The 26,218-nt window shown below is 48.5% G+C and carries 12 protein-coding genes; 4 read left to right on the top strand and 8 right to left on the bottom strand.

Going from position 1 to position 26,218, the window contains the following annotated elements:
• Positions 1 to 82: 82 nt before the first annotated feature.
• The 4 genes from galB to HB364_RS09880 all read right to left on the bottom strand — a co-directional run bounded on the left by galB (position 83) and on the right by HB364_RS09880 (position 9,582).
• A complete protein-coding gene (gene galB, locus HB364_RS09895) occupies positions 83 to 2,809 on the bottom strand; it encodes a beta-galactosidase GalB (protein WP_208419926.1) in 2,727 nt (908 codons plus the stop codon).
• A gap of 46 nt (positions 2,810 to 2,855) precedes the next feature.
• On the bottom strand, positions 2,856 to 4,460 hold the full coding sequence (locus HB364_RS09890; RefSeq protein WP_167287827.1) for an endo-1,4-beta-xylanase: 1,605 nt from the start codon (positions 4,458 to 4,460) through the stop codon (positions 2,856 to 2,858).
• A gap of 109 nt (positions 4,461 to 4,569) precedes the next feature.
• Positions 4,570 to 6,375: a RagB/SusD family nutrient uptake outer membrane protein gene (locus tag HB364_RS09885; RefSeq protein ID WP_167287826.1), complete on the bottom strand. Its 1,806-nt coding sequence runs from the start codon at positions 6,373 to 6,375 to the stop codon at positions 4,570 to 4,572.
• Between the two features lie 24 nt (positions 6,376 to 6,399).
• Positions 6,400 to 9,582: a SusC/RagA family TonB-linked outer membrane protein gene (locus HB364_RS09880; RefSeq protein ID WP_167287825.1), complete on the bottom strand. Its 3,183-nt coding sequence runs from the start codon at positions 9,580 to 9,582 to the stop codon at positions 6,400 to 6,402.
• Between the two features lie 524 nt (positions 9,583 to 10,106).
• Between HB364_RS09880 and HB364_RS09875 the strand changes: the two genes are divergently transcribed.
• Genes HB364_RS09875 through HB364_RS09860 form a run of 4 tightly spaced genes read left to right on the top strand, consistent with a single transcriptional unit; the run spans position 10,107 to position 17,776 of the window.
• Positions 10,107 to 11,138, top strand: a complete 1,032-nt coding sequence (locus HB364_RS09875; RefSeq protein WP_167287824.1) for a LacI family DNA-binding transcriptional regulator — start codon at positions 10,107 to 10,109, stop codon at positions 11,136 to 11,138.
• Between the two features lie 29 nt (positions 11,139 to 11,167).
• Complete coding sequence (locus tag HB364_RS09870; RefSeq protein WP_167287823.1) at positions 11,168 to 13,315, top strand: alpha-glucuronidase family glycosyl hydrolase; 2,148 nt, start codon at positions 11,168 to 11,170, stop codon at positions 13,313 to 13,315.
• A gap of 39 nt (positions 13,316 to 13,354) precedes the next feature.
• A complete protein-coding gene (locus HB364_RS09865) occupies positions 13,355 to 14,104 on the top strand; it encodes an SDR family NAD(P)-dependent oxidoreductase (RefSeq protein WP_167287822.1) in 750 nt (249 codons plus the stop codon).
• Positions 14,105 to 14,125: 21 nt separating this feature from the next.
• Positions 14,126 to 17,776 (top strand): glycosyl hydrolase 115 family protein, encoded by a 3,651-nt coding sequence (locus tag HB364_RS09860; RefSeq protein WP_208419925.1) that lies wholly within the window; start codon positions 14,126 to 14,128, stop codon positions 17,774 to 17,776.
• Positions 17,777 to 17,993: 217 nt separating this feature from the next.
• Here HB364_RS09860 and HB364_RS09850 read toward each other — a convergent pair whose 3' ends face one another.
• From HB364_RS09850 to HB364_RS09835, 4 genes are all read right to left on the bottom strand, one after another.
• The gene (locus HB364_RS09850) at positions 17,994 to 19,928 is read right to left on the bottom strand and encodes a glycoside hydrolase family 97 protein (RefSeq protein ID WP_208419924.1); all 1,935 of its coding nucleotides are present in this window, start codon (positions 19,926 to 19,928) and stop codon (positions 17,994 to 17,996) included.
• Positions 19,929 to 20,162: 234 nt separating this feature from the next.
• Positions 20,163 to 23,357, bottom strand: coding sequence for an efflux RND transporter permease subunit (locus HB364_RS09845; protein ID WP_167287821.1), 3,195 nt, complete (start codon positions 23,355 to 23,357; stop codon positions 20,163 to 20,165).
• 55 nt (positions 23,358 to 23,412) lie between these two features.
• Positions 23,413 to 24,564 carry an efflux RND transporter periplasmic adaptor subunit gene (locus HB364_RS09840; RefSeq protein ID WP_167287820.1) on the bottom strand — a complete coding sequence of 384 codons (1,152 nt, stop codon included), beginning with the start codon at positions 24,562 to 24,564 and terminating at the stop codon, positions 23,413 to 23,415.
• 18 nt (positions 24,565 to 24,582) lie between these two features.
• Entirely contained in the window at positions 24,583 to 25,935 is a 1,353-nt protein-coding gene (locus tag HB364_RS09835) for a TolC family protein (RefSeq protein WP_167287819.1), read from the bottom strand.
• Positions 25,936 to 26,218: the final 283 nt, after the last annotated feature.

Below are 26,218 nucleotides of genomic sequence, written 5' to 3'. Positions count from 1 at the left end.
ATACATATCGTGAATTCTGATAGGTTAATACTTTAATCTAAATAGAACCAGCCATCTTATAAGCACTATTAACCAGGCGGAACTACCGGGACTTAACAATCACTTGTCCTGATACAAGGCCACCAGATCTTGCTGTTATGGTTATTGCCCCTGCCGTTCCAGCCTTTGCACGAACAATTACCAGTGCAAGTCCATTAAATGCCTTCCTTTCTTTTGAAGGAAAAGCAACAAGGTCAGCAGGATTGCCATTATCAGTAGCCACTATTTCACCGGGACCCGATAATTCAAATTGTATATTGTTACCCGCCCGCGGCGCCAATAAACCTTTATTATCCACTACACGCACCGTAATAAACGAAAGATCTTTCCCATCTGCCTGTATGTTGCTTCTGTCGGCACTCAATTGCAGCCGCGCAGCATTACCCGCTGTTCTCACCTTGTCGGCAGCCCATTTTTTTCCGTTCTTATAAGTAACTACCCGCAGCTCGCCGGGTTGGTAAACCACGCTATCCCAACGGAAACGATATTCGTAGGCGCCTCTCTTTTTGCGGCCCAGTGATTTATTATTCAGGAACAACTCCGCTTCATCACCCGATGAAAAAACATGTACGGGGGTAATGGCCCCGTTGCGTTCGGGCCATGTCCAGTGTGGCAGTATATGCGCCATAGGAAGATCAGGACGCCAGCGTGACTGGTACAGGTAAAAGCGGTCTTTCTTAAATCCTGCCAGGTCTATAATGCCGGAATAGGAACTGCGTGCTGAGTAGTAAGGCGTAGGCTCGCCCAGGTAATCCCAACCCGACCACACAAATTCCCCGGCCACATAAGGATGCTTATCCTGGGAAGCAAAGACCTTATCGGCCGATGCGCCGAATGCAGCCGTATACAATTCATAAGCGCTTACATATTGTTGTTTGGGGTCACCGCCTGTACTGTCACTCACAGGGGCGCTTATTCCATTAAATACCGGGAATATATAAGTACCCCGGGTGCTAAGCGCAGAGGCTGTTTCACTGCTTACAATTAACTTATCGGGAAACTGTTTCTGAAATGCCGGGTACAAAGGTGAGGTTCTGATCCCCCGTAAATGAGCGTAGGCCGGTGCATCACGGATACCCTCTCCCTGGTAATTCAGGTTTAAAATGTCCATCTCTTTCGGGAAAGGCATATCCGGCTTGGCATAATTCATGGAGGCAGTAGCAGGCCTTGTACTATCTTCCTCCCGTACAATAGCATGCAGTTTTTTTGCCCATGCTGCTCCCGCTTCGGCAGTGTATTGCTCTCCTACTTCGTTGCCAAAGCTCCAGGCGATCACAGAAGGATGATTCCTGTCTCTCCGCATAAAGGCCCTGATATCAGGTTCATGCCAGTCAGGAAAGATCAAATGAAAATCCAATGGTGTTTTCTTCCTTTCCCAACTATCGAAAATTTCATCAATTACCAGGAAGCCCATGCGGTCAGTCAGGTCCAGCAATTCAGGCGCCGGCGGATTATGCGCCAGCCGGATGGAGTTGCAACCCATTTCCCGCAGCATCTCTAATTGTCTTTCAGCCGCCCTCGTGTTAAAGGCAGCACCCAAAGCGCCCAGATCATGATGCTGGTTCACCCCCTGGAAGCGAACAGGTTCACCATTCACCAACAAACCTTTTAGCGGGTCAAACTGCAGGGAGCGAATGCCAAAACGGGTTTCATATTCATCAATCACTGTTCCATTTGACAACAAACGGGTAACAGCAACGTACAGGTTCGGTTTTTGAGCAGGCGGAGGTCCCCATAATACAGGGTCTTTTATGCTTACTGACTTTTCGGTCTTTATCTTTTGCCCGCCCGGTACGATGGATAGGGAAGAAGGGAAAGTTGCTATCTTGTTCCCTGTTCTGTTGAGTTGATCATCCATCCTGTACACGTCTGTAATCACTTCAATACGCTGGTCCGTGGTTGACTTATTTTCTATAGATACACCCAGATCAACAGTAGCAGCGGAAGCCGAAACATCTCTTGAAGTAATAAATGTTCCCCACTGCGCTACATGTACCTTGTTCACTTTGGTAAGCCATATATTCCGGTAAATGCCGCCCCCGGGATACCAGCGGGAGGAGTTGAGTGGATTGTCCAGCCTTATCGCCAGTTGATTATCGCCGTCCGGTTTTACATAAGGCGTCAGGTCAAGTCTAAAAGAATTATAACCATAAGGCCAGCCGCCCACCAGGTGTCCATTCAGCCAAACAATGGCGTATGACATAGCGCCATCAATATCCAGGTAAATTGACTTGTGTTCGTCTGCAGCAGTAATCGTTAACTTCCTGCGATACCAGGCTACGCCCTGTATCGGCAGGCGGCCCATGCCGCCGCCAACTATCGCATTGGCTTCCTTGTAGAAGGGCCCTTTTATAGCCCAGTCATGGGGAAGCGTTACGGATTCCCAGTCCTGGTCATTAAAGTTGTTTTGTACGAAAAGGGAGCGGCCCCCGGGATGGCCGGGAGGCCGCTGATGGTGTTTGGCAGGGTCTTTAATAAACTCGTTGGCAACAGGCAGTATCCATGGCTTCAACACATTGTTATCCTCAGCTACCTTTATTGATTCGGTAGGTTTGGTATCTGCCACTACATTATCATTACGGTCCGTCACTTCCGGGCGCACATCATAGCTTAAATTGTCCGGCGCTCCGGTATAACGCATGAATTTCCAGCCTTCGTTGATCAGGATGCGCTCCCTGGTAGTGCGTTCTTTCCGTGACAAGGCCGGAGACTGAGCTCCGGCCATATTGAATAAAAAACAAACTGTAATAAGCAATAATGCTTTGTGCATGCAATAATACTTTTATTGAAACAAAGTTTTCATAGTGGCCAACCTGCTATTGACCCTTCAAAGCCTGTAACACGCCAGCATACGCCTTCTTCTTTGAATAGTCGGCATTGTACAGGAGCGGGAATTCCTGCCCGTTCTTGTACAGCCAACTGGTATTGTCGGTGATACCCCACACAGTAATGCGATACTGCTGTGCTTTGGGTACATACTTCAGGTATGATTGAATAGCATACCTGTACATATCAGCCTGGTAATTGGCAGCCAGGTCTGTCAGCTCAAAATTAGGCTTAAACAATGGATTGACCTTCACATCCAGTTCTGAGAGGTGAATGAGCAAACCGGTAGCAGCCAGTTTCTGCATCATGGCGTCAATGCCGGCATAGGTAGTATTCCAGGCAATGTGCATTTGTGTACCAATGCCATCTACCTTGGCTCCCTTTGTTTTCAGTTCGCCTACAAGGGCAATGAGTGAATCCAGCTTGGCCGCACTTGATTCCAGACCATAATCATTTATAAACAACTTGGCGGTGGGATCGGCAGCTTCAGCATACTTGAATGCTTTCACTACATAGTCGCGGCCCATGTATTCACTCCAGAATAAAAGATCGGCGGCCGATTTATCGGCCACATCCGTACTATTGGCAATGTTCCTGTACGCGCCTGAAGGGCTCACTACCTCATTCACCACATCCCAGGCCTTTACAGTACCCTTATAGTGGTTTACCATGCCTGTTATAAAAGTATTCAGCGCTTCATCCAACTTGGCAGCGATCTGGGCGCCGTTGTTGGCTACCACAACTTCTTTCACGCTGGCATCGTCAATGTAATAAGTATTGGCCACCAGTCCCATGTCAAACAGGAAAGTAGTAGAGGTCAGACTGGCCGTAAATTGGTAAGTCACATTCTGCCAGGTAGTACCAATCGTTTGGTCGCCCTGGTATTGCGGCGCTGAAGGGCCGGTAGACAAGCGGATGGAACCGCCTGCAGCCGCTGCCTTTACCCAATAGGAAACAACATATTGCTTGCCGGCTACAGTGGGAAATGCAGTACTGGATACCTGCACACGCCATTGGCCATTGGCATTGGCAACGGGATTTACCACTTTCATGGCACCGCTGCCGGTGCGTATTTCCGAAGCCGTACTGGTAGCTGTAACCGTGGCCCCGTTTTGTGCATTGAACGTTGACCAGCCTGCCAGGCCACTTTCAAAACCGGCGTTGCTGGCAATGAGTTCCACTGCTGCAGGAACGGTAAGGCCCGAATAATTTTTCAGGTAAGTGGCATTCTGGTTCGCATGCCAGCCAAGTGTATGGCCAAAGATGTTCAGGCCGGCAGAGGCGGCCACCAATGCATCGGCATTGGTGAATTTGAGCGTTCCATCACTTTGCACGATCGCTCCATGCTTCATTTGATAACCGAAAGTAACACCGTCAAAATCACGTTTGGCAACGGCTGCATATTTAGCATCGTTCAGCATGGGTGTATAATCAATGGCTACCCCTATAGGAACATCGGTTGCGTCTTTTAAAACGGCTGCCGTATCGCTAAAATTCCTCATCTCCATAATCCCGGTATCCCTCATTTTAGTACAGGAAGCCAGCAGCGTTATCGCTGCAGCAATCGTCAATAGTGACCTGTATTTATTTTTCATTGATCTTTTTTTAATGTTAGCTGTTTGTTTCAAGTTGTCACCCTGAGAGATGTCACCCTGAGCTTGTTGAAGGGGGGCTTCGACAGGCTCAGCCTGACAAACGACATTACTAGTAACCTGGATTCTGATACTTTTTCTTGTCCGGGTCGTTCATGGCATCCAGTTGTGTTTGGGGTATCGGCCGCAGGTTATGCTTCGACTCTACTTTTGCAGCGGCCGCCAGGTTGTAGAGTTTCACCCGCTCCACCAGTTTGTTGCGGCATGCCAGGTCGGGCCAGCGAACATTTTCACCAGCCAGTTCACGGGTCCTTTCTTCCAATATAAAATCGAGGGTCATATCTGCACTGGTCAGGTCTACCCAAACCGGACTGCTCACAGTGCCGGTGTTCTTTTGCTTCATCCGGTTTTGCCGGTTTGTTAGTTCTCCGGCAGCAAGTCCCGGCCTGTAAGCAGCTCTTTGGCGTATGGTAAGTACCAGCGGCAGTGCATCGGCCGGACGGCCATCACCAATAGCCGCTTCAGCAGCCAGCAGGTACACTTCTGATAATTTCGCTACCGGCAAAGGACGACCGGACCCATCATTAGGCGCAGCCCGCTTGTTATCATCGAATTTTGTCAGGGCCGGGAACATTTGAATGGCCGGACGGGAAGGCAGATAAAATTCACTGGGTTTGATCACCCTGTACTTTTTTCCCTGGGCTATCAACGCATCTCCTGCTTCATCGGATGGCGCCAGGTAATAAGCCGTATCGCCAACAGCGATGCCGGTTACGTTGGTATTGGTGGCGCGCCACATGGTGCGGAAACTGTTGTCATAACGGCTGTCATTCACTTTGTCGGCAAAGGCAATATTGTATACATAGGGCGTGGGTACAACCTGACGCAAAGGACGGCTGTACTGTATCACCCTGTCACAAGGAAATTTCCCCGAGCCGGCCGGAATGGCTACGTTGTTTTGATAGTTGCAGTTAAACAGGTTCAGCGTAATATTTGCTTTGTTGGAAAAATCAGAACCAATATTGGCCACTTCATTATCAAGGGGATTGCCAGGGAGACGCTCTACTGAATACAGTATCTCCTGGTTGTAATCGTTGTTTTCCTTATTTACATCGCCAAAATCAGTGAGTAGTCCTGTTCCGTAAGTAGACTGTTGGTCAATCAGGTTTTTGGCAATGTCCCAGGCGCTTTTAAAGTCACTGCCTTGTTTGGCAGCAGAATAAGCCCTGAAAATATAAGCCTTCGCCAGCATGTGCATGGCCGCTGCTTTAGATAGTTTAAAGGCATTGCTCGGACGTTTATCGGGCAGGTTGTCGCTTGCATGCTTGAAATCATCAATAATAATCTGATAATTTTTAACAAACAACTGATCTGTTGGCAGCCTGTTGAATCCCTGGTAAGCACCCTGGTTGAATTTAAGCTCTCCGCTACCCAGGTCGAGGGGTACCGCGCCAAATTGCTGCACCAGTAAGAAGTAATACAACCCTCTTAGAAAATGGGCTTCTGCTATAATAGTAGCCTTAGTGGCTGCATCCATTTCAACATCGGGAGCAAACTCTATAACGGCATTGGCCAAGTTGATATTGGAATAGTTCCGGTTCCAGGGTGTGAGGATATGGCCATTGGTGGAAGGGATGGAATAAGAAGCAAGTTCCAGTTCTCCCCCGCCCTGCACCTGGTCGCCATAGGTCCATTCATCTGTACCGGCATTTAAAACATACACTCCCCCAATAGGTCCATATACCCAGCGCATACCGGAATACAAGGCATTCACGGCACTCTGTAAACCACTGGGTGTTTTAAAATAATCAACTGTAAAAACGGTGTAAGGCTTTTCCTCCAGCTTCTTGTTACAGGCAGTAGCCAGTAAACAAGCTGCAGTAAGCAACAATACGGGAAATTTATATTGACGTTTCATATGATTTCGTTTCAGCATGAACAATTAAAAACTAACGTTTACTCCTACCAGGAAAGCTTTTGTTGGAGGTGTGGAAACCGAAATGGTTAAAGCACGGGGTGAAAGGTTGCCCGGGTTTTGCACGCCCTGGGGACCGGTTCCGGTTGCTTCGGGATCAACACCCCCTGCACGCATATAGGGAGAGTAGATTACCCAGGGATTTTGTGCTGTGATGTATACCCTTGCCGACTGTGCCCCTATCTTCTTAATGATGCCGCCGGGGAAGGTATAACCCAGGTTGACGCTCCTGAGTTTCACAAAGGATGCGTCGTAGTAAGCCAGCGTATTCAGGTCGGCGCCAACAGGGCGTGTCCTGGTCATAGAAGTTGGGCTGGGGAAATCATTTGTTGGATTGGTAGGTGTCCAGTAATCCACTTTGATCGTATTCCTGTTACCATTCAACAGGGCTACGTAAGCAGAAAAAGGTTGGTGCATCTGACTTACCAGCAGTCCGCCATAACGGGCATACAATACAAACGAGAGATCAAAACCTTTATAGGTGAAACGGTTGGTCATACCGCCTTGCCATTTGGCCTGTGAGCTGCCGATCACGGTGCGGTCGTAGTTAGGATCAATTACTCCATCGGGTTTACCATTGGGTCCGCTGATATCTGCCAGTTTAATATCGCCGGGCAGGTTGCCATACTTGGCCGCCTCTGCTGCTTCGCTGATCTGCCAGATACCCAGTTTTTTATAATCATAGATAGCGGTCAGCGGCTGGCCTAAGAATAACTGACTGGCGATGTTTTGGGTAAAGTTGTCAGTAAGTCTTACCAGTTTATTCCTGTTAAAGAAAATATTGAAATCAGTTGACCAGGTAAAACCATTGTTGCTGCTGATATTGGCAGAAGATATAGAGATCTCAAGCCCCTTGTTTTCCATTTCACCAATATTGTCAATGTATGAACCGACAATACCCGAAGTGGGGGGCAGCACAATACCATACAAAATCTTGAAGGTGCTGGCATGGTACCAATCAATAGTACCTGTAATGCGGTTATTCAGCACACCGAAATCAAGACCCACATTCACCGTCTTGGTGTATTCCCAATCGAGGCTTTTGTTGGGCAGCGCAGTAACCGCATAACCTGAAACTACCGTAGGTCCATAATTATAGCGTATAATACTGCCGATGCTGCCTACATTGCCGATGCCATTATAGCTGGATACCTGACCCAGCGAAGAATAAGGACGGACAGACTGATTGGATGTTTGTCCAAATCCTACCCGCAATTTCAGGTTCGACAGGTGTTTAATATTGCGCATAAACGACTCGTTGCTGATATTCCAACCTGCAGAAACAGCCGGGTATTCATGGTACTTATTGCCTGGCGCTAAAACCGATGAACCGTCAATCCGGCCGGTTAAGGTAAGCATGTAACGATCATCATAAGCATAGTTGACACGGGCCATATAGGAAACCAACGCAAAGGATGATTCGGCGCCTGTTACTACCGGCTTTACGTTATTGGAAGCATTGGCCTGGCCAAGGTTGTAAAACTGGATAAAGTTCTCGTCTATGGAATCTTTGCTGACGAAGGTATTGTGGGTATGGTCTTCCTGGTAGCTGAACAGCCCGGTAACGTTTATTTTGTGCTTACCGGCGATGGTTTTATCGTAGGTCACAATGTTTTCCAGGGTATATCCCCATGACTCCGCATTGTTAACGCTGGCTGTATTTCCCAGTTTGGCCCTGAAGTAGCTTGGGTTCAGGGCATTGTCGGAACTGCGGAACTGTTGGCTCTCCTGGCGGCGGTAATCAAGCCCCACATTCAGGCGGTATTTCAACCCTTCCATGAGCTGCAATTCACCATACAGTGAATTGAAAGAACGCATGCGGTTGACCCTGTCTATCCAATTGTTGTTGTTGTGCTTTAAAAACACCGGATTGTATTGACCTACCCGGTCATCCGTATTACCGGTGGGCGAAAGGATCGGCTTTCCGGTGCTGTCATAAACAGGCATCAACGGGCTCAGGGTAAGGATCGGGAACATCGGATCATTAAACTGCGAACCATTGGTGACATTGATATTGTTCATCGTATTGAGGCCGATCTTGATCCGTTTGCCCACCTTTGCATCAATCGTTCCCCGTAAGGAATAGCGGGTAAAATCCTGGCCAGGCAATACCGTTGTTTCTTTGTAATAACCACCGCCCAGTGACCAGGAGCTTCCATTGGCGCCTCCACCAACAGTCAGGTTATGATTAGTAAGGTATCCATCCTGGTACATTACATCCTGCCAGTCGGTAGAAGTGCCTGCCGCCATGGCCACTTTTTCTTCGGGCATGTATCCGCCTGTGTAAGTACTGATATTACGCAGAGCCTGGTACTCCTGTGCATTGAACACATTGTACCGGGTACGCACAGAATTGATACCATAGTAGCCGTTGTAGTTAAGCCTTGCTTCACCAGTCCTGCCACGTTTTGTGGTGATCAGGATCACCCCATTAGAACCCCGGGAACCATAAATAGCAGTAGCTGAAGCATCTTTTAAGATGTCGACAGAAGCAATATCGTCCGGGTTAATATCATTCAGGTTAGCATCATAAGGTATTCCATCCAATACGATCAGCGGGTCATTAGAACCGGTAATGGAACGTTCGCCGCGTATGCGGATAACAGCGCCGGCACCGGGTTTTGTTCCTGTACGCTGGATCTCCAGGCCTGCTGCACGACCCTGCAAAGCGCCCTGCAGGTTGGCAACAGGTACCTCACGCAATGCTTTTTCACTTACCGACACCACAGAACCGGTCACATCGCGTTTGCGTTGGGTACCATACCCTACCACTACCACCTGGTCAAGATCGGTTGCGGCCGTTAAAGAAACATTGATGGTTGTTTGTCCGTTCACCGCTACATCCCTTGCTAAAAAGCCCACTGAAGAAAATACCAGGGTGGCATTGGAAGGAGCTGTAAGCTCAAAATTGCCCCCATCATCACTGTTCGTACCCGTAGTTCCCCCCTTTACTGTAACGGAAGCACGGGGAACCGGCTGACCGTCGCTACCAGTAACACGCCCTTTAATACGAATATCATTCTGGGCATACACAGGCAGGGCAAGTATAAGTGCTGCCAGCACTGACAAGGCAATCGCCATCAGTTTTCCCATACGCAAGCGGGATTGGATGGACGCTTTGTTAACATGGTGCGTAACCAAAACTGTCATAAATAATCGTTTTTTAAAATGATAGAGCCTGAACCAACTCTTAATTGAACAATGGTATTGGGAGCATTTATGCCCCGGATTCAAGAAGTACGGAGCGCCGGGCCAATCACCCGGACAGGTTTCGGGAACGGACTATAAGCATCCCGTTTGGGATGATCTATTATGGGCAGAAAACAGTAATAAAGGAACAGATTGCATACCCGCAGCAGGGAAAAAAGGCATGAAATGCCGTACTGCGATCAAAAGCCTTGCAAAATGATGGGATCTACTGAGCTGGTAAAGGTAGGAAAACAGCTTTACATAGCTTTTCCGGCAACTTCCGGAATCTCCCAAAAGCCTTGTCAGTTCTGGTTTTGGCTGCATAGAAACAATCGTTTTTTAGAGTTATGGCAAGTATGCAGTTATACGTTTGCAGGGCTAATATCGGACAAATTCCCTATAATTGTAACCGATTACATGAATATTTTAAAAAAAATATTCCTTAGCTTTACCAGCAGCTATTTATATTGATGTAAACGATTGTAATGGAAAAGGAAAAAGAAGTTACTATATACGACCTTGCCCGCAAGCTGAATATCTCCATTGCCACGGTAAGCCGGGCATTGAAAGATGACCCTGTAGTGAGCAAAAAAACAAAGAAGAAGATATTTGAACTGGCAGAGGAAATGGGCTACCGTTCCAACCATTTTGCCCGTAACCTGCGCAATCAGCGTACCAATACCATTGGCGTAATTATACCCCGGCTGAACAGTTATTTCATGAGCACTGTCATTGCAGGTATTGAGCAGGTGGCCAACAGCGAAGGCTATAACCTGATCATCAGCCAGTCCTCAGAGTCGGCCCAGAAAGAAATGAACAGCGCCAGGACCATGTTCAATAACCGGGTGGACGGCCTGCTGGTATCACTGGCTTATGACACAGAAGATATCTCGCATTTTGACGCTTTTTACCGCAAGAATATTCCCATTATATTTTTTGACCGGGTAGCAGAACAGGATATGTACACCAATGTTCTCATAGACAACCGTAAGGCCGCCTATGAAGCCACCAGGCACCTCATCCAGCAGGGATGTACCCGGATCGCACACATTACCGCCACCCCCAAAAGAAACGTGTATATAGACCGCCTGGAGGGCTATAAAAAGGCATTGGCCGAACATAACCTGCCTTTTACGGATGATCTGCTCATTATTGGTAACCTTAGTATGGAAGCAGGCGCAGCAGCGGCAGAACACATTATCAACATGTCGCCAAGGCCTGATGGTGTTTTTGTAGCCAACGATAACTGTGCTGTCGGGTGTATGCTATCCCTTAAACAGGCAGGCATCCGCATCCCGGATGACATTGCTTTTGCAGGATTCAATAATGACCCTGTTTCCAAAGTAATAGAACCCAACCTTACCACGATCAATTATCCCGGTTATGAAATGGGTGAAGTAGCGGCCCGCAACCTGATCAACCACCTGACTGGTATTGCGACCATCACTTCTACCAATACCATCCTGTTACGTTCCGAACTGATCATACGCGGATCATCCCAAAAGACAAAGACATAGCCCTGGTTATTATTCAACGATTATTCTGTATGAAAAGGACCATTTGCACACTCCTGCTCCTCACTGTACTCAACAGCCTTCTGGCAGAGGATGGTTACCGGCTTTGGTTGCGTTATGACAGGATTGATAATAAACCGCTTTTACAACAATACCAGGCGCTCATTACTTCCATTCATGTTCCTGGCGCCAGCCCGGTACTGGTCAGCGCTCGGCAGGAGCTGTTAACAGGGTTGCAAGGATTGCTGGGCAAAAAAATACCCCTGCAGGACCGGATTACCACCGGCACTATTGTAGCCGGTACGTATACCACTTCCCACCTCATCCGGGCTGCTATTCCTGCCCGTGAGCTGCAGCAGGCAGGCAGTGAAGGGTTTATTATACGCAGCGTCAACATCAATCAGCAGCCTGTTATTATTATTACAGCTGCTTCTGATGCCGGTGTACTGTATGGCGTATTTCACCTGTTGCGCTTGTTGCAAACCCATCAGCCCCTGCAGGCATTATCCATTACCAGCACACCCAAAATACAACACCGCCTCCTCAACCACTGGGATAACCTGAACAGGACCGTTGAGCGTGGTTATGCCGGTTTTTCCATCTGGGACTGGCACCGGCTGCCCGGCTATATAGATCCCCGTTACATTGATTATGCCCGCGCCAATGCCTCTATCGGCATCAATGGTACGGTGCTCACCAATGTAAATGCCAATGCCAACGTACTTACCAAACCCTATCTTTTGAAAGTAGCAGCGCTGGCCAGTGTATTCCACCGCTATGGTATCAAAGTATACCTCACTGCACGGTTCAGCGCCCCGGTGGAACTGGACGGATTGAAAACAGCCGATCCGCTCGATCCGCAGGTAAGGGAATGGTGGAAGCAGAAAGCAGCCGAGATCTATCGTTATATTCCCAACTTCGGCGGCTTCCTGGTAAAAGCGAATTCAGAAGGACAACCCGGCCCCCAGAATTATGGTCGCACCCACGCTGATGGCGCTAATATGCTGGCGGATGCGGTAGCACCACACCATGGTATTGTGATGTGGCGCGCCTTTGTATACAGCAACGAAAAACCCGACGACCGTTTTAAACAGGCGTATGATGAGTTTAAGCCACTGGACGGACAGTTCAGGAAGAATGTAATGGTACAGGTAAAGAACGGCCCGATAGATTTTCAACCCCGCGAGCCTTTCCATCCTTTGTTTGGCGCCATGCCCGCCACACCGCTCATGATGGAATTTCAGATCACGCAGGAATACCTGGGCTTTGCCACCAACCTCGTTTACCTGGCGCCCCTTTTTAAAGAATGCCTCGACAGTGACACGTATGCTAAAGGAAAAGGTTCTACTGTTTCCAGGGTCATCAACGGATCACTGGAAGGTCATACCTTATCAGGTATAGCCGGCGTGGCCAATATTGGCAATGATGTTAACTGGTGCGGTCATCCTTTTGCACAATCCAATTGGTATGCATTCGGACGGCTGGCCTGGGACCATGACCTGTCATCGGCTACCATTGCCCATGAATGGCTGCGGCAAACATTTACCAACAACGCCAATTTTATCAACCCCGCACAGCAGCTCCTATTAGCGTCCCGTGAACATACGGTTCAATATATGACGCCGCTCGGCCTGCACCATATCATGGGCAATAGCCATCATTATGGCCCTGCTCCGTGGACGAATAAAGCAGCGCGGGCCGACTGGGATCCTGTGTATTATCACAAAGCGGATAGTACCGGTATCGGTTTTGACAGAACAGCCAATGGCAGCAATGCCCTGGCACAGTACAGGCCGGAAGTACGTAAACAATGGGAAACACTGGCCAATTGCCCGGAAGCATACCTGTTATGGTTTCACCGGGTGAAATGGGATCACCGCATGGCATCCGGAAAAACATTATGGGAGGAACTATGCGCACAATATTATGCCGGTGTGGAAGCCGTTCGTCATATGCAGCAAACCTGGAACAGTTTGCAGCCCTATGTAGACCCGCAACGCTTTGAGCAGGTACGTCAGCTCATGGCTGTACAGGAAAATGAAGCGGTGTGGTGGCGCAATGCCTGCCTGCTGTATTTCCAAACGTATTCCCGTATGCCCATTCCGGCAGGTTATGAACAGCCCGGCCAGACCTTGGAATATTATATGGGCTTACGGTTCCCATATGCGCCGGGCATATGATATAATCACAATTTTCAGTACAAGAAATAAAAACGATCCATGGAAACAACCCGACAAAAAGTAGCTATCGTAACCGGAGGAGGTTCAGGTATTGGACTGGCTATTGCACAGAAGTTTGTGAAGGAAAACATCCTGACCATTATCGTAGGCCGCGATCCCCAGAAATTAAACCGGGCAAAAGAAAAGCTGGGGAAGTTATGCGTACCCATTAGTTGTGATCTCACCAACCTGTCTTCTATACCCAAACTGGTAAAGCAGATACTGGATGATTATGGCCATATTGATATCCTGGTGAACAATGCCGGCATCAATATGAAGAAGGAGTTTACGGAAGTGACCGATGAAGATTTCCAGAAGATATTGCAAACCAATGTAACGGCCGTCTTTGCTTTATCGAGGGAAGTGGTGAAGTACATGGTGGGCAATGGTGGCGGCGCTATCATCAACATCAGCTCCATGGCATCGCAGTATGGTATTCCGAAAGTGATTGCCTATACGGCTTCCAAATCGGCTATAGAAGGTATGACCAAGGCGATGGCAGTAGAACTTTCGCCCAAGGGAATACGGGTGAATTGCATTGCGCCCGGCTTTATTGCGACGGATATGTCGGCCAAGGCATTGAATGATGACCCCGAAAGAAAGCACAAAGCCCTTGACCGTACCCCCATGGGAGAATTGGGTACGCCTGCCGATATTGGTGATGCAGCCGTATTCCTTGCCTCCGGTGCCGCCCGTTACATTACAGGCGTAATACTGCCGGTGGATGGCGGTAACTCCGTAGGTTTCTAAAGACCTGCCCAACGATTGCATATGAAAAAGAAAATATTCCTGTTGGCCATGATGGCCATAAGCATGGTGGCTGCACAGGCGCAGCACCTTATCAGTAATCAGCCCGCAACAGGTTCCTTTACCATTACCGGCAAAGAGGAATCTACCCCAATTTATGTAGATCCCATCTCCCCTGCCGTGGTAAAGAAAGCAGCGCAGTTATTACAGGAAGATATAGAAAGGGTGACCGGTAAGAAACCCGCGCTGTTAACTGCACTCCCGGCGGCTGCCAATAACCTTATTATCATTGGCGCTGCCGGTCAATCGACTATTATTGATAAGCTGATCAACACTAAAAAGATACAAGCTGGTGCGTTAAAGAATCAATGGGAAGCCTACCAGTGGCAGACAGTCATTACACCTCTTCCGGGCATCAACAAAGCGCTTGTTATTACCGGCAGTGACCGCCGGGGTACTGCTTATGGCGTACTGGAATTGTCTAAACAAATGGGGGTATCTCCCTGGTATTGGTGGGCCGATGTGCCGGTTCAACAACAGTCCCAACTCTACCTTACAAAAACGATGCTGACTGCACAATCTCCTGCCGTTAAATACCGCGGCATTTTCATCAATGATGAAGCTCCCGCCCTTTCGGGCTGGTCGAAGGAAAAGTTTGGCGGCTTCAACCATCGCTTTTATGAAAAGGTATTTGAGCTGCTATTACGGCTCAAAGCCAATTACCTGTGGCCGGCCATGTGGGGCAATGCTTTTTATGATGATGACTCCCTCAATATAAAAGCGGCTGATGAATATGCCATCGTGATAGGCACCTCCCACCATGAACCGCTGATGCGGGCGCATGATGAATGGAGAAGGTATGGCCAGGGAAAATGGAATTATGACAGCAATGAGGTAAAGTTAAAAGCATTTTGGCGGGGTGGCATGCAACGGGCCACCAATGAAAAGATCGTGAGCATTGGCATGCGGGGCGATGGTGATGAACCCATGAGCCGCGAAACAGCCACCGCCCTGCTGGAAAGGATTGTAAAAGACCAGCGGGAGATCATCGCCGAAGTAACCCATAAACCAGCCAGTGAAACACCCCAGTTATGGGCCCTGTATAAAGAAGTGCAGGACTATTATGATAAAGGCATGCGCGTGCCGGATGATGTAACCCTGCTGCTGTGTGATGACAACTGGGGCAATATCCGGAAACTTCCCAGGCTTGATGAGCAACCCCGGAAAGGTGGTTATGGCATTTATTACCACTTTGATTATGTAGGCGGCCCCCGCAATTATAAATGGGTTAATACCAATCCTATTGCCCGGGTATGGGAACAAATGCACCTGGCCTGGGAATATAAAGCCCGGCAAATATGGATCGTGAATGTAGGCGATATCAAGCCTATGGAATTCCCTATCTCCTTCTTTCTCGATTATGCCTGGAACCCGGCTGCCATTGGCGCCAACGACCTGCAACGCTATACCGAACAATGGTGCATCCAACAATTCGGCCCCCAATATGCTGTACAGATAGCAGCTATTATTTCTAAATACACCAAATACAATGGGCAGCGCAAACCGGAGTTGTTAGACGCCAATACGTATAGCCTGCAACATTACCAGGAAGCAGAAAGGGTCACCAAAGCATACAATGACCTGCTGGCAGAAGCAACAACCATCAATGATCAGTTGCCTGTACAATACAGGGACGCCTATTTCCAGTTGGTATTACATCCTGTAAAAGCGGGCGCCAATTTATACAGTCTCTACCTGGCAGTGGCCAATAACAAGCAGTATGCAGCAGAAAGGCAGGCTATTGCCAATCAGTATGCAGATACCGCCAAACAATTGTACTTAAAAGATTCACTCATCAGCCTCCAATACCATGCCCTCGGCAATGGTAAATGGAACCACATGATGGACCAAACCCATATTGGTTATACGTACTGGCAGCAACCACCGGCCAACCGTATGCCGGCGGTGAAGTATATACCACGGGATTCCATCCTCCCCGAATCGGTATTGGTAGACAGTAGTTCTCTAAGCGCCTTTCACCTGCTTCCCAACAACAGTAAGCGCCATGTCTTTTTTGAGCTGGATGGTTATATCTCTATAGAAGCGGCCCACTTCACCCAGGCCGTTAATACCGGCAACGTACGATGGAAAGTATTGCCGGATCATGGCAGAACAGGTGATGCTGTTACCCCTTTTCCGGTAACAGCCCACACACACAAACCGGGTGGCGCCAGTCCGCACCTGCAGTATGAATGCTATACCTATGATGCCGGCCGGGTAACCCTGCAGGCTTATTTCTCGCCTACGCTCAATTTTCATAACAGTCCTGAAGGGCTTCAATATGCCATTTCCATTGACAATGAAGCCCCACAGATCATCAGCATCAACAAAGAAGACAACCATGTAAGGACCTGGGAGAAATGGGTGGCGAATAATATTATTATTAAAACATCTACCCATAGGATCACGAAGCCCGGAAAGCATGTTATTAAATACTGGATGGTAAGCCCGGCAGTGGTATTACAAAAACTGGTAGCCAATTTCGGCGGCCTGCAGGAAACCTACCTGGGCCCGCCGGAAACAGCCCGCCCTGCCGGTAATGTCATGATGCGGGAAGGAGGAGTCACCTCTTCGAAGATGGATACACCAGCGGCCGATGCTACACAACAAGCCCGGGGACTTAAAGATTATTACAGCAATTATTTTCCTATCGGCGTAGCCGTATCACCCCGGGCGCTCAAAACGGATGAGGCCAAACTGATTGTGCAGCAGTTCAACAGCCTCACACCAGAGAATGCCATGAAGATAGGCCTTATCCATCCAAAGGAAACAGAATACAATTGGAAAGATGCCGACTCTATCATCACCTTTGCACAACAGCACAACCTGAAAGTACGCGGGCATACCTTGTGCTGGCATAACCAAACGCCATCATGGCTTTTTGTTGACAATAATGGTGCGCCCGTAAGCAAAGATGTACTGCTGCAACGGCTGAAGGAACATATCACCACCGTTGTGGGACGTTATAAAGGAAAGATATATGCCTGGGATGTAGTGAATGAAGCGATTTCCGATAAGCCCGGCGAGTACCTCCGCCCTTCCAAATGGTGGCAGATAGCCGGTGAAGAATACATTGCCAAAGCCTTTCAATGGGCGCATGAGGCAGATCCCAACGCGCTGCTTTTCTACAATGACTATGATGAGATCAGCGCCGTTAAAAGAGCAAAGATCATCCGCCTCATTAAATCTTTACAGGCACAAGGTATTCCCATTCACGGTGTGGGCCTGCAGGGCCATTGGGCCATCAATGAACCTTCCAGGGAACAACTGGACAGCACCCTGCAGCAATTTGCCGGCCTCGGCCTCCGGCTTCAGATCACAGAATTGGATATATCAGTCTATCCCAAAGAACATACAGCCAGGGAAAGAAAACCGGAAGATGCCCATACAACTTTCACCCCCGAACGGGAACAACAGCAATTGGAAAAATATACAACAGCCTTTGAGCTGTTCAGAAAATACAGGCAACACATTACAGGCGTTACTTTCTGGAACATTGCTGATCGTCATAGCTGGCTGGATAATTTTCCGGTAAGAGGCAGAAAAGATTATCCCCTGCTCTTTGATCAGCAGTTGCAACCCAAGAAAGCCTTTCAGGCTGTCGTAAACTTTTAAATAGCACATTAATAAATTCAGCGAATGCTAAAGGCAGATGCAGCGTATCTATATATAGTCGCTGCATCTACGCTCGCTCAACGCTGGGTATACGCTGCGTCTACGCTGCATCCTATTATAACTCACTGATTATCTGAGAAAATACCTACCGGCTAATATAGATCACCTGGCAGGAAGAGATAAAACTTCCCTAGTTTAATGAATATCAATAAATTATTTACTCCAGTACCATCACAAACCCGCCATTCGGCAGCATATCAACGGTTGTTGGCTTGCCGGCTGTGAAGGATACATTTTGTTGTATAAAGGAAAGTGGTTCCTGGCCATCTGTGATCATGGTTGCTTTCTTTGCATTGAAGGAAGACAGATCAATGTTGACTTTCTTGGCTATTTTCTCACCGTTCAATCCTGCGATGTACCACTTCTTGCCAGACCGGCGGGCAACCACGTAGAGCTTGCCGGGAAAGCCATCTATGAAGCGTACATCATCCCAATGATTGGGCAGCGTACGTAAAAAGTCTTTCACATAGGCTGGTACATGGCTCATGCCTTCCGGCGTTTCTGCATAATGCTGTATGCCGGATAAGAGCGCTACTGACAGGCCCAGCTCAAATGCGCTGGTTGTCTTTCTTTCTATCTTCGGTATCTTGTACAGGCACATGGGTGTAAAATCCATCGGGTCAAATGCATTGCGTGTAAAAGGCAGCATGGTGCAATGATTAGGCGCCGCATCTGCATCTGCCTGACTGAAGGTGATCATCTCAAAGCCTTTCACCGCTTCCGCGCTCACCAGGTGTGGGTAAGTACGTTGCCATCCCCTGGGCAACGTAGCGCCATGAAAGTTGACCAGTAATTTGTATTTCGCAGCATCCTGTAAAATATCGAGGTAATACTGCATCATGGAACGGCCATCACCATTGAAGAAATCAATTTTCACGCCTTTAATGCCCATTCCCTGCAGGCGACTGAATACAGCCTCCCGGTCGGCCTTTGTAAGCAGCGCACTCTTGGGATGGTATTTGGTGGTGTTCCAGTTGCCGGAAGAATTGAACCAAAGGATCAGCCCCACTTTCTTAGTAGCCGCGTAGTCTGCCAGCTCTTTGATCCTGTCATACCCGATCCTTGTATCCCAGTCCACATCTACGAGGCAATACTGCCAGTTCATATCAGCCGCATAGTCAATGAAACGTTTCTGCACATCATAGACTACTGAGTTATCCTTCAGCAATGCCCAGCTCCAGGAAGCTTTGCCTGGTTTTATAAAAGAGGTGTCTATCGCAATAGCAGGTTTGGCAAGGTCGGTACCCAGTGTAGATTCTGCAACTGTTTTCAGACTACCGATGGTGATGATACGCCAAGGGGAATACCAGGGCAAGGCAGATTCGGGTAATGATCCTTTACCGGTAAATACTTCCCGCGGATCGGGGAAGCCTAATTTGTATTCACCGCCCGGCGCGGTGGCCTGCAGCCTGCTGGCGCACCAGGTACTGTCTACTGATGCTTCGGTGAGCAGCACCCAGGTATCCTGTTTTTTGAACAAGGCAGGGTATACCCATCCGGCTTTTGTAGGAGAAGCGGTGGCCGGTGAGATGCCCTGCAGGTAATGTTCTTCGTAGCAGGGAAATACATGTTCCCAGCCTTTCTGCGCTTCCTGCATAGGTTGCAGGAAGGCCTGCACCTCATTGCCCAGATGCCAGGAAGTATGTTCAGCAGTAATCGTTTTACGATCGGTGGAAGCATCGGGGAAGTAGTATCTGAAAGCCACGCCATCATTGGATACCTGGAAGATGATGTCCATCCCCTTACCGGTGGCATTCTGCAGATGCACAATTCTTTTATTGGCGCTATAGGTGATATGGCTCTTTTTGGCATTGACCGATTGGTAGCTGTCCTTTACTTCTTCAACGGCAGACACGCTTTTCAGTACCAGCCCGTTTGCAAATTGCTCATCCTGCCGTTCAATACCCAACAGCGAGGTATCCAGGATTGCTGCCCCCTGGTATTGAACGTGGTACCAGGCCTTCCCGGCCGTTACGCCTGTTGTAACAATGATCTGTTTATCCGGACTGAGAATTTGTTGTGCCTGTTGTGTCTTTTGAGCGCAGGACGACAGGTAAAAGGCTGTAAATGCCAGCCAAAGCAAACTTTTCATAATAGCTTGAGCATTAATTTGGTTGCGGCGAATGACGCCCGTAAGTATTTAACGGGGGAAAGATAGCTTTTTATTGTCATTTTTACACTAAATATAAAACGTTAAAAAGCAAAACAGGAAAGGGGTACTCCCTTTCCTGTTTTTTATTGTTTCGCTCTGCTTGGGCGGCACCTAAAGGCGCCGTGGCCTATACACAAAACCTGAGCTACAAAGCGGTAGCCCCGCTGGGGCTAATCAGCTTTCGCGGGCTGCAATGTTTTTGTCTATTTCATTCTGCACCTGCTGGCTTTGCTCCAGTCGTTTCAATTTGCGACCGTAGGAAAGTTTGGTGATGAGTACAAATAGTACCGGCACTACGAAGATGGCCAGTGTGGTAGCTGCCAGCATACCGCCAAATACTGTCCAGCCGATGGTCTTCCGGGATTCTGCCGCCGCACCGCTGGCAAATGCCAATGGCAACACCCCCAATATGAAGGCCAGGGAGGTCATGACGATCGGACGCAAACGCAACTGCACGGCCTGCAGGGTAGCATGCACTACATCAAGTCCCCTATCCACCCGTTCCTTGGCAAACTCCACAATGAGGATGGCATTCTTGGCAGCCAGACCGATGAGCGTGATCATACCAATCTGCGCATAAATATTATTCGAAAGATTGGGCAATAATGTGAGAGTAAGGATAGAACCAAATAATCCAATGGGTACCGCAAACAGCACAGAGAACGGTACCGACCAGCTTTCATACAAGGCTGCCAGGAAGAGGAATACGAATACAATAGAAATAGCAAAGATGGTGGTAGTACTGTCCCCCGCTTTGATCTCTTCCCGGCTCATGCCCGAGAACTCATAACCATAACCGGCCGGCAACACCTGACCAGCTACTTCGCGCAGGGCCTGTATGGCCTGTCCGCTACTAAAACCAGGTTTGGGCGAACCATTGATCTCGATAGACCGGTAAATATTGTAGTGTGATATTACCGCCGGGTTCTCGATCACCTTCGCAGTCACCAGTGAGCTCAGCGGGATCATATTCCCCTGTGTATTGCGCACATAGAAGTTGCGGAAGTCATCTATCGAAGAACGGAAGCTACTATCTGCCATGGCCATAACCCGGAAGTTCCGCCCGTAGATATTAAAGTCATTGACGTAGCTGCTACCCAGCAGGGTAGACATGGTGCTGTATACATCTGAGATCTGCACGCCCAACTTCATGGCCTGCTCCCGGTTCACATTCACCTGGTAGCTGGGTGTTTTGGTAGAGAAGAAAGTATAGGCTACGCCAATCTCAGGCCGCTGGTACAGGGCGCCCAGGAATTTCTGCGCTACTTTTTCAAACTCCTGTACATTATCGGTACTGGTGGTTTGTTGTAATTCAAACGTAAAACCTGCCGTAGCGCCAAGGCCGGGAATGGCCGGCGGCGCTATCGCCCGGATACGTGCTTCCTTGATGTCGGCCGTACGCTTCTGTATCTCCGCTATTACTGCCTGCACATGGTTCTGCGGCCCTTTACGTTCATCCCATGTTTTCAGGTTCACGAATATCGTTCCCGAGTTGGACTTGAAAGAAAAGTTGATAATGTTCAAACCTGCCAGGCCACCTGCTATGTTCACCTGCGGCATGGATTGTATCCGGGCCATTACATCTTTTATCATGGCTACGCTCCGGGTGGTGGATGTACCTTCGGGCATTTCGTACGTCACGTACAAACGGCCTTCATCCTCCAATGGAATGAACCCGGTAGGTTTATTTTTAAACATAAAGAAGAGGCCAACAAAAAGGCAGACCATCATGACGATGACATACGGTGCACCTTTGATCCATTTGCCCACCCCTCTTGTATAGGAATTGGTAAGGCGGCCAAATATCCTGTTGAACCAGGCAAAGAATTTTTCCAGGATGTTCCTGCGGGCATTCTCTTCTTTGGAAGGCTTGAGCATGATGGAGCACAAAGCCGGTGTTAAGGACAGCGCCACGAATGCCGAGATGATGACCGAGACCGCGATGGTTATCGCAAACTGCTGGTACAGCCGCCCTACGATACCGGGGATAAAACCTACCGGCACAAATACTGCGGCGAGGATCAACGCAATGGCTACTACCGGGCCGGAGATATCCGCCATGGCTTTTTGCGTAGCTTCTTTTGGCGATAGTTTCTCATGGTCAATGTAATGCTGTACCGCTTCCACCACCACAATGGCATCATCCACCACAATACCGATGGCCAATACAAACGCAAACAGGGTAAGCGTATTGATCGTAAATCCGAAAGGAATAAAGAAGATGAAGGTGCCGATCAGTGATACCGGGATGGCCAGTACAGGAATCAGCGTAGCACGCCAGTTCTGCAGGAAGAGAAATACGACCAATACCACCAGTATCAGCGCTTCTATCAGCGTATGCATTACTTCATTGATAGATACCTTCACCACCGTAACTGTTTCCAGCGGAACGGCAATATCCACGTCTTTGGGGAAAGTCTTTTTCAGGTCGGTCAAGGCTGTCTGCAATCCTTCCCAGGTTTCAATGGCATTGGCGCCCGGCGCCTGGTAAATCAGGATAAAAGCAGCCGGCTTCCCTTTTACAAAGGCATTATTACCATAATCAAACTTACCCAGCTCCACGCGGGCTACATCCTTCAGGTACACAATGCTGCCATCCGCCGGGCGGGTACGCACAATGATATTCTCAAACTGGTCTTTGGTATTGAGGCGGCTGTTGGTAAGCACACTATACTCAAATGCCTGCGCACTGGGCTGGGGGTTACTACCCACTGTACCGGCGGCGACCTGCAGGTTCTGTTCGGCCAAAGCCGCCAATACTTCTGCAGTGGTCAGGTTCATGGCAGCCAGCTTTTGTGGATCGAGCCAGATACGCATACCAAAATCATCTGCACGGGTAACAATATCACCCACCCCTTTCACCCGCAATAAGGCATCCTTGATGTAGATGTTGGAGTAGTTACCCAAAAAAGTGGCATCTTTTGTTCCATTGGGCGAATACAGTGCCAGGGCCACCATGATGCTGGGGTTACGTTTACGCACTGTTAACCCCAACCGCTTTACTGCATCGGGCAAAGTAGGCTCGGCCACACTCACGCGGTTCTGTACATCCAGCGTAGCAATATTAATATCCGTACCTACTTCAAAGTTTACGGTAATACTGCTCTGGCCGCTGCTGGTACTGTTGCTGGACATGTAGGTCATGCCCGGCGTACCGTTGATCTGCGTTTCAATGGCCGTGGTAGTGGTTTGTTCCACCGTTTGGGCATCTGCGCCGGTAAAGCTACCCGCTACAGAAACCGTAGGCGGGGTAATATCCGGGTACTGCGCAATAGGCAGGTTACTCAGTGATATCAACCCCACCAGTACAATCACGATCGATATAACAATGGCCGTTACCGGGCGTTTTATAAAAGTATCTGCTATCATTAGTTATCTTCTTTAAAGTCCTCTGTTCAAATAATAATGGGCAACAGGCATTTCCTTATTTCTTAGCGGGTGCTGCACCTGCTCCCGGCTGTTGTGGTGGCGCCGTAGTGATCTTAGAACCTTCCCGCAAGTTCTGTACCCCCTGCACCACAATTGTTTCACCGGCTTTAACGCCGTCCTTCACAATCACATCGGTACCAATCTGCCTGCCCAGGGCCACTTCACGCTGTGTAACCGTATTACTATCCGTTACAGCATACACAAAGAAATCACCCAACTGCTCTACCACTGCTTTATAAGGAATAATAACAGATGCAGTAGCAGTATTATTCTTCACCCGCACGGTAGCGGTCATACCGGCTTTCAGCATATTCTTAGGATTGGGGAATACCAGCCTTGTTTTGATATTGCCGGTTTGCGGATCAACAGCACGGTCTATCAGGCTGATAGCACCTGGCTGCGGATATACATCATTGCCAAAAGCAATGGTAAAGAGCGAATCCTTCGGTTTGGTTCCCTGCTGCTGCAGTTGCACAAACCTGTACAGTTCCTGCTGGTTGACGGCAAAATCAACCGCCATCGGGTGATCGGAAGATACCGTATTCAATATGGTTTGTCCTGCGTAAATAGGTCCGCCTACTTTTACCTGTGAAATACCAATGGTGCCATCAAAAGGCGCGTAGATAGTGGAATACTTTACATTGGTTTGTACCGCGCGGATATTGGCTTTCGCAGCATCCACCTGTTTTTTGGAAGCTTCCAGTGCAGCATCGGCATTGTCTACCTGCTGTTTGGCAATGGCATCCTGCCTGTCCAGTTCATGATAACGGTCGGCATCCTTCTGTGCCTTCACCAGGTTGGCTTCCTGTACGGCCAGATTGGCCACTGCCTGCTGGTAATTGGCCTCATATTGCTGTTGATCTATTGAATAAAGGCGTTGCCCTTTTTTCACACGGGCGCCATCCTGGAAATAGATACCGGTAATATACCCGTTTACCTGCGCACGCAGTTCTACCTGGTTAAGGGCAGTAACGGTGCCGGGGTATTCATCGAAATAAACTGCATCGGTAATAGTTACTTTGGCTACTGTTACAGGAACAGCCGGGGCCGGGCCCTGTGCAGCAGGTTGCTGTTTATTACCCCCGCAGGAAGCAATGACCAACATACAACCTACACTTGTAAAATATCCTATCCTTTTGAACAACATATACTGAGATGTTTGATATTAGTAATTGATTTGACCCAATGCTTTTTGTACATCTATTTTACCGGATAATACCTGGTACAAGGCATTGTAATAATTGATCCTTGCCGTGCGCAGGTCCGACTCGGCGGTAATGACTTCGAGATAAGTTTTAACCCCCGACCGGTATTGTAAGTTGATGACATCATACACCTCCTGCGCCAGCTCCATGTTTTCTTTCAGCGCCAGGTAGCTCGCCAGGTTACCTTTGTAAACAGCCAGCGCCTGCGAATATTCTGCGTTGATACTATTCTTCAGGTTGATCTCCTGCCAGTCAATGGATTTCAATTGCCATTCGGCCTGTTGAATATTGTACTTCCGCTTACCACCCTGGAAAATAGGAACAGACACCGTAAGGCCGGCGAAAGAATAAGGATAGTTCCTGTTATACACTTTGGAAAACTCATCATTCTGGTAGTTCAGGTTATAAGCGCCATTGGCAGCTACACTGGGCAGGTAGCTCCATTTATTATATTTTACATTGGCCTGTTGCAACCTGCGTTGCGTTTGCAATGTCTGGAACTCTATACGGCTGGTATAATTCACTGTTTGCAATGTATCCAGTGTCACCTCCTTTTCCATCTGCAGGCTGTCGTAAATAATGTCCAGCGGCTGGCTGGCAGGATATCCCATGAGGGCCTTCAGGTATTCCACTTTTGCCTTCAGCACTTCCTGATTGCTTTTCAGCAGGGCCTTTGTGTTGTTCAGTGCAATGGTAGCTCTTTTGTAATCCGTTTTATCGGTTACGCCGGCATTGTATTGCGCCTGTGCATCTTTGAGGCTACGTTCCAGGCGGGTGATATCCTGCGTGGCTATCCTGATCTGCTGCTCGGTAGCCAGCACATCATAGAATGCTTTGGATACATTAACAGCCACGTCAATCTTCGTGCTGCTGGTATTCTGCCGGGACAGTTGGCGTACATCCCTCGCTGTTTTACTGGCCAGTAAAACATCCCGGTTAAAGATGTTTTGGGTAGCTGTAAACTGCAAGGCAGAAGTGTTCCTTAAACCGGCGGAGCGTACCTCACCGCCCACCACAAATGTTTGCAGTTGAAAGATGTGGTTGAAGTTGTAACCGAAGTTTACCTGGGGATACCAATCGGCCAGTTTACTCTTAATGGTTGTTTCTGTAATTTCCTGGTCAATCAGCGACTGCTGTACCGAGGGCTGTCGTTTAATGGCATATTGAATGACATTTTCTATCGTAGCCTGTTGTAATACGCTATCACTGGTTGATTGCTGTGCGGGCAACAATAGCGGCATGGCCAGTGCCAACAGAAATGCCCGCAGGATCTTCTTTTTTTCAGAAAGCCTTTCTTTATATAGGTTGTTCATAATGCGCATTTATTTATTGATACACCGGTACATGCAAATAACATGCACGGTAACCTGGCTGCTTTGCAAAAGCAGGGATGACAAGGGGGCGTCAATCCTGGGATAATACCTGCCTGAGAGTTGCAGGGATTTTTCCTGAGATGGCGCAAAATTATTAAACTGTACCGGAACAATGCCATTAATTTTTAGCTTCCCGGTTTTAATTTGTTCGGTTCCAATATTTTACTAACGGGCGAACCAATCATCCCCCTTCTTTGTATGGGCAGGGTATCCTGTTGAACAA

The sequence above is a fragment of the Paraflavitalea devenefica genome (genome assembly GCF_011759375.1).
Classification (GTDB): domain Bacteria; phylum Bacteroidota; class Bacteroidia; order Chitinophagales; family Chitinophagaceae; genus Paraflavitalea; species Paraflavitalea devenefica.
The sequence above is the reverse complement of the archived record's forward strand: the minus strand, read 5'-3'. Positions and strand labels throughout refer to the sequence as shown.

Bases quoted from the DNA above. Each gene is read 5' to 3' on its own strand.
- HB364_RS09880 (WP_167287825.1), bottom strand. From the start codon at position 9,582: ATGACAGTTTTGGTTACGCACCATGTTAACAAAGCGTCCATCCAATCC.
- HB364_RS09860 (WP_208419925.1), top strand. From the start codon at position 14,126: ATGAAAAAGAAAATATTCCTGTTGGCCATGATGGCCATAAGCATGGTG.
- HB364_RS09850 (WP_208419924.1), bottom strand. From the start codon at position 19,928: ATGAAAAGTTTGCTTTGGCTGGCATTTACAGCCTTTTACCTGTCGTCC.
- HB364_RS09885 (WP_167287826.1), bottom strand. From the start codon at position 6,375: ATGAAACGTCAATATAAATTTCCCGTATTGTTGCTTACTGCAGCTTGT.
- HB364_RS09845 (WP_167287821.1), bottom strand. From the start codon at position 23,357: ATGATAGCAGATACTTTTATAAAACGCCCGGTAACGGCCATTGTTATA.
- HB364_RS09840 (WP_167287820.1), bottom strand. From the start codon at position 24,564: ATGTTGTTCAAAAGGATAGGATATTTTACAAGTGTAGGTTGTATGTTG.
- HB364_RS09890 (WP_167287827.1), bottom strand. From the start codon at position 4,460: ATGAAAAATAAATACAGGTCACTATTGACGATTGCTGCAGCGATAACG.
- galB (WP_208419926.1), bottom strand. From the start codon at position 2,809: ATGCACAAAGCATTATTGCTTATTACAGTTTGTTTTTTATTCAATATG.
- HB364_RS09835 (WP_167287819.1), bottom strand. From the start codon at position 25,935: ATGAACAACCTATATAAAGAAAGGCTTTCTGAAAAAAAGAAGATCCTG.
- HB364_RS09865 (WP_167287822.1), top strand. From the start codon at position 13,355: ATGGAAACAACCCGACAAAAAGTAGCTATCGTAACCGGAGGAGGTTCA.
- HB364_RS09870 (WP_167287823.1), top strand. From the start codon at position 11,168: ATGAAAAGGACCATTTGCACACTCCTGCTCCTCACTGTACTCAACAGC.
- HB364_RS09875 (WP_167287824.1), top strand. From the start codon at position 10,107: ATGGAAAAGGAAAAAGAAGTTACTATATACGACCTTGCCCGCAAGCTG.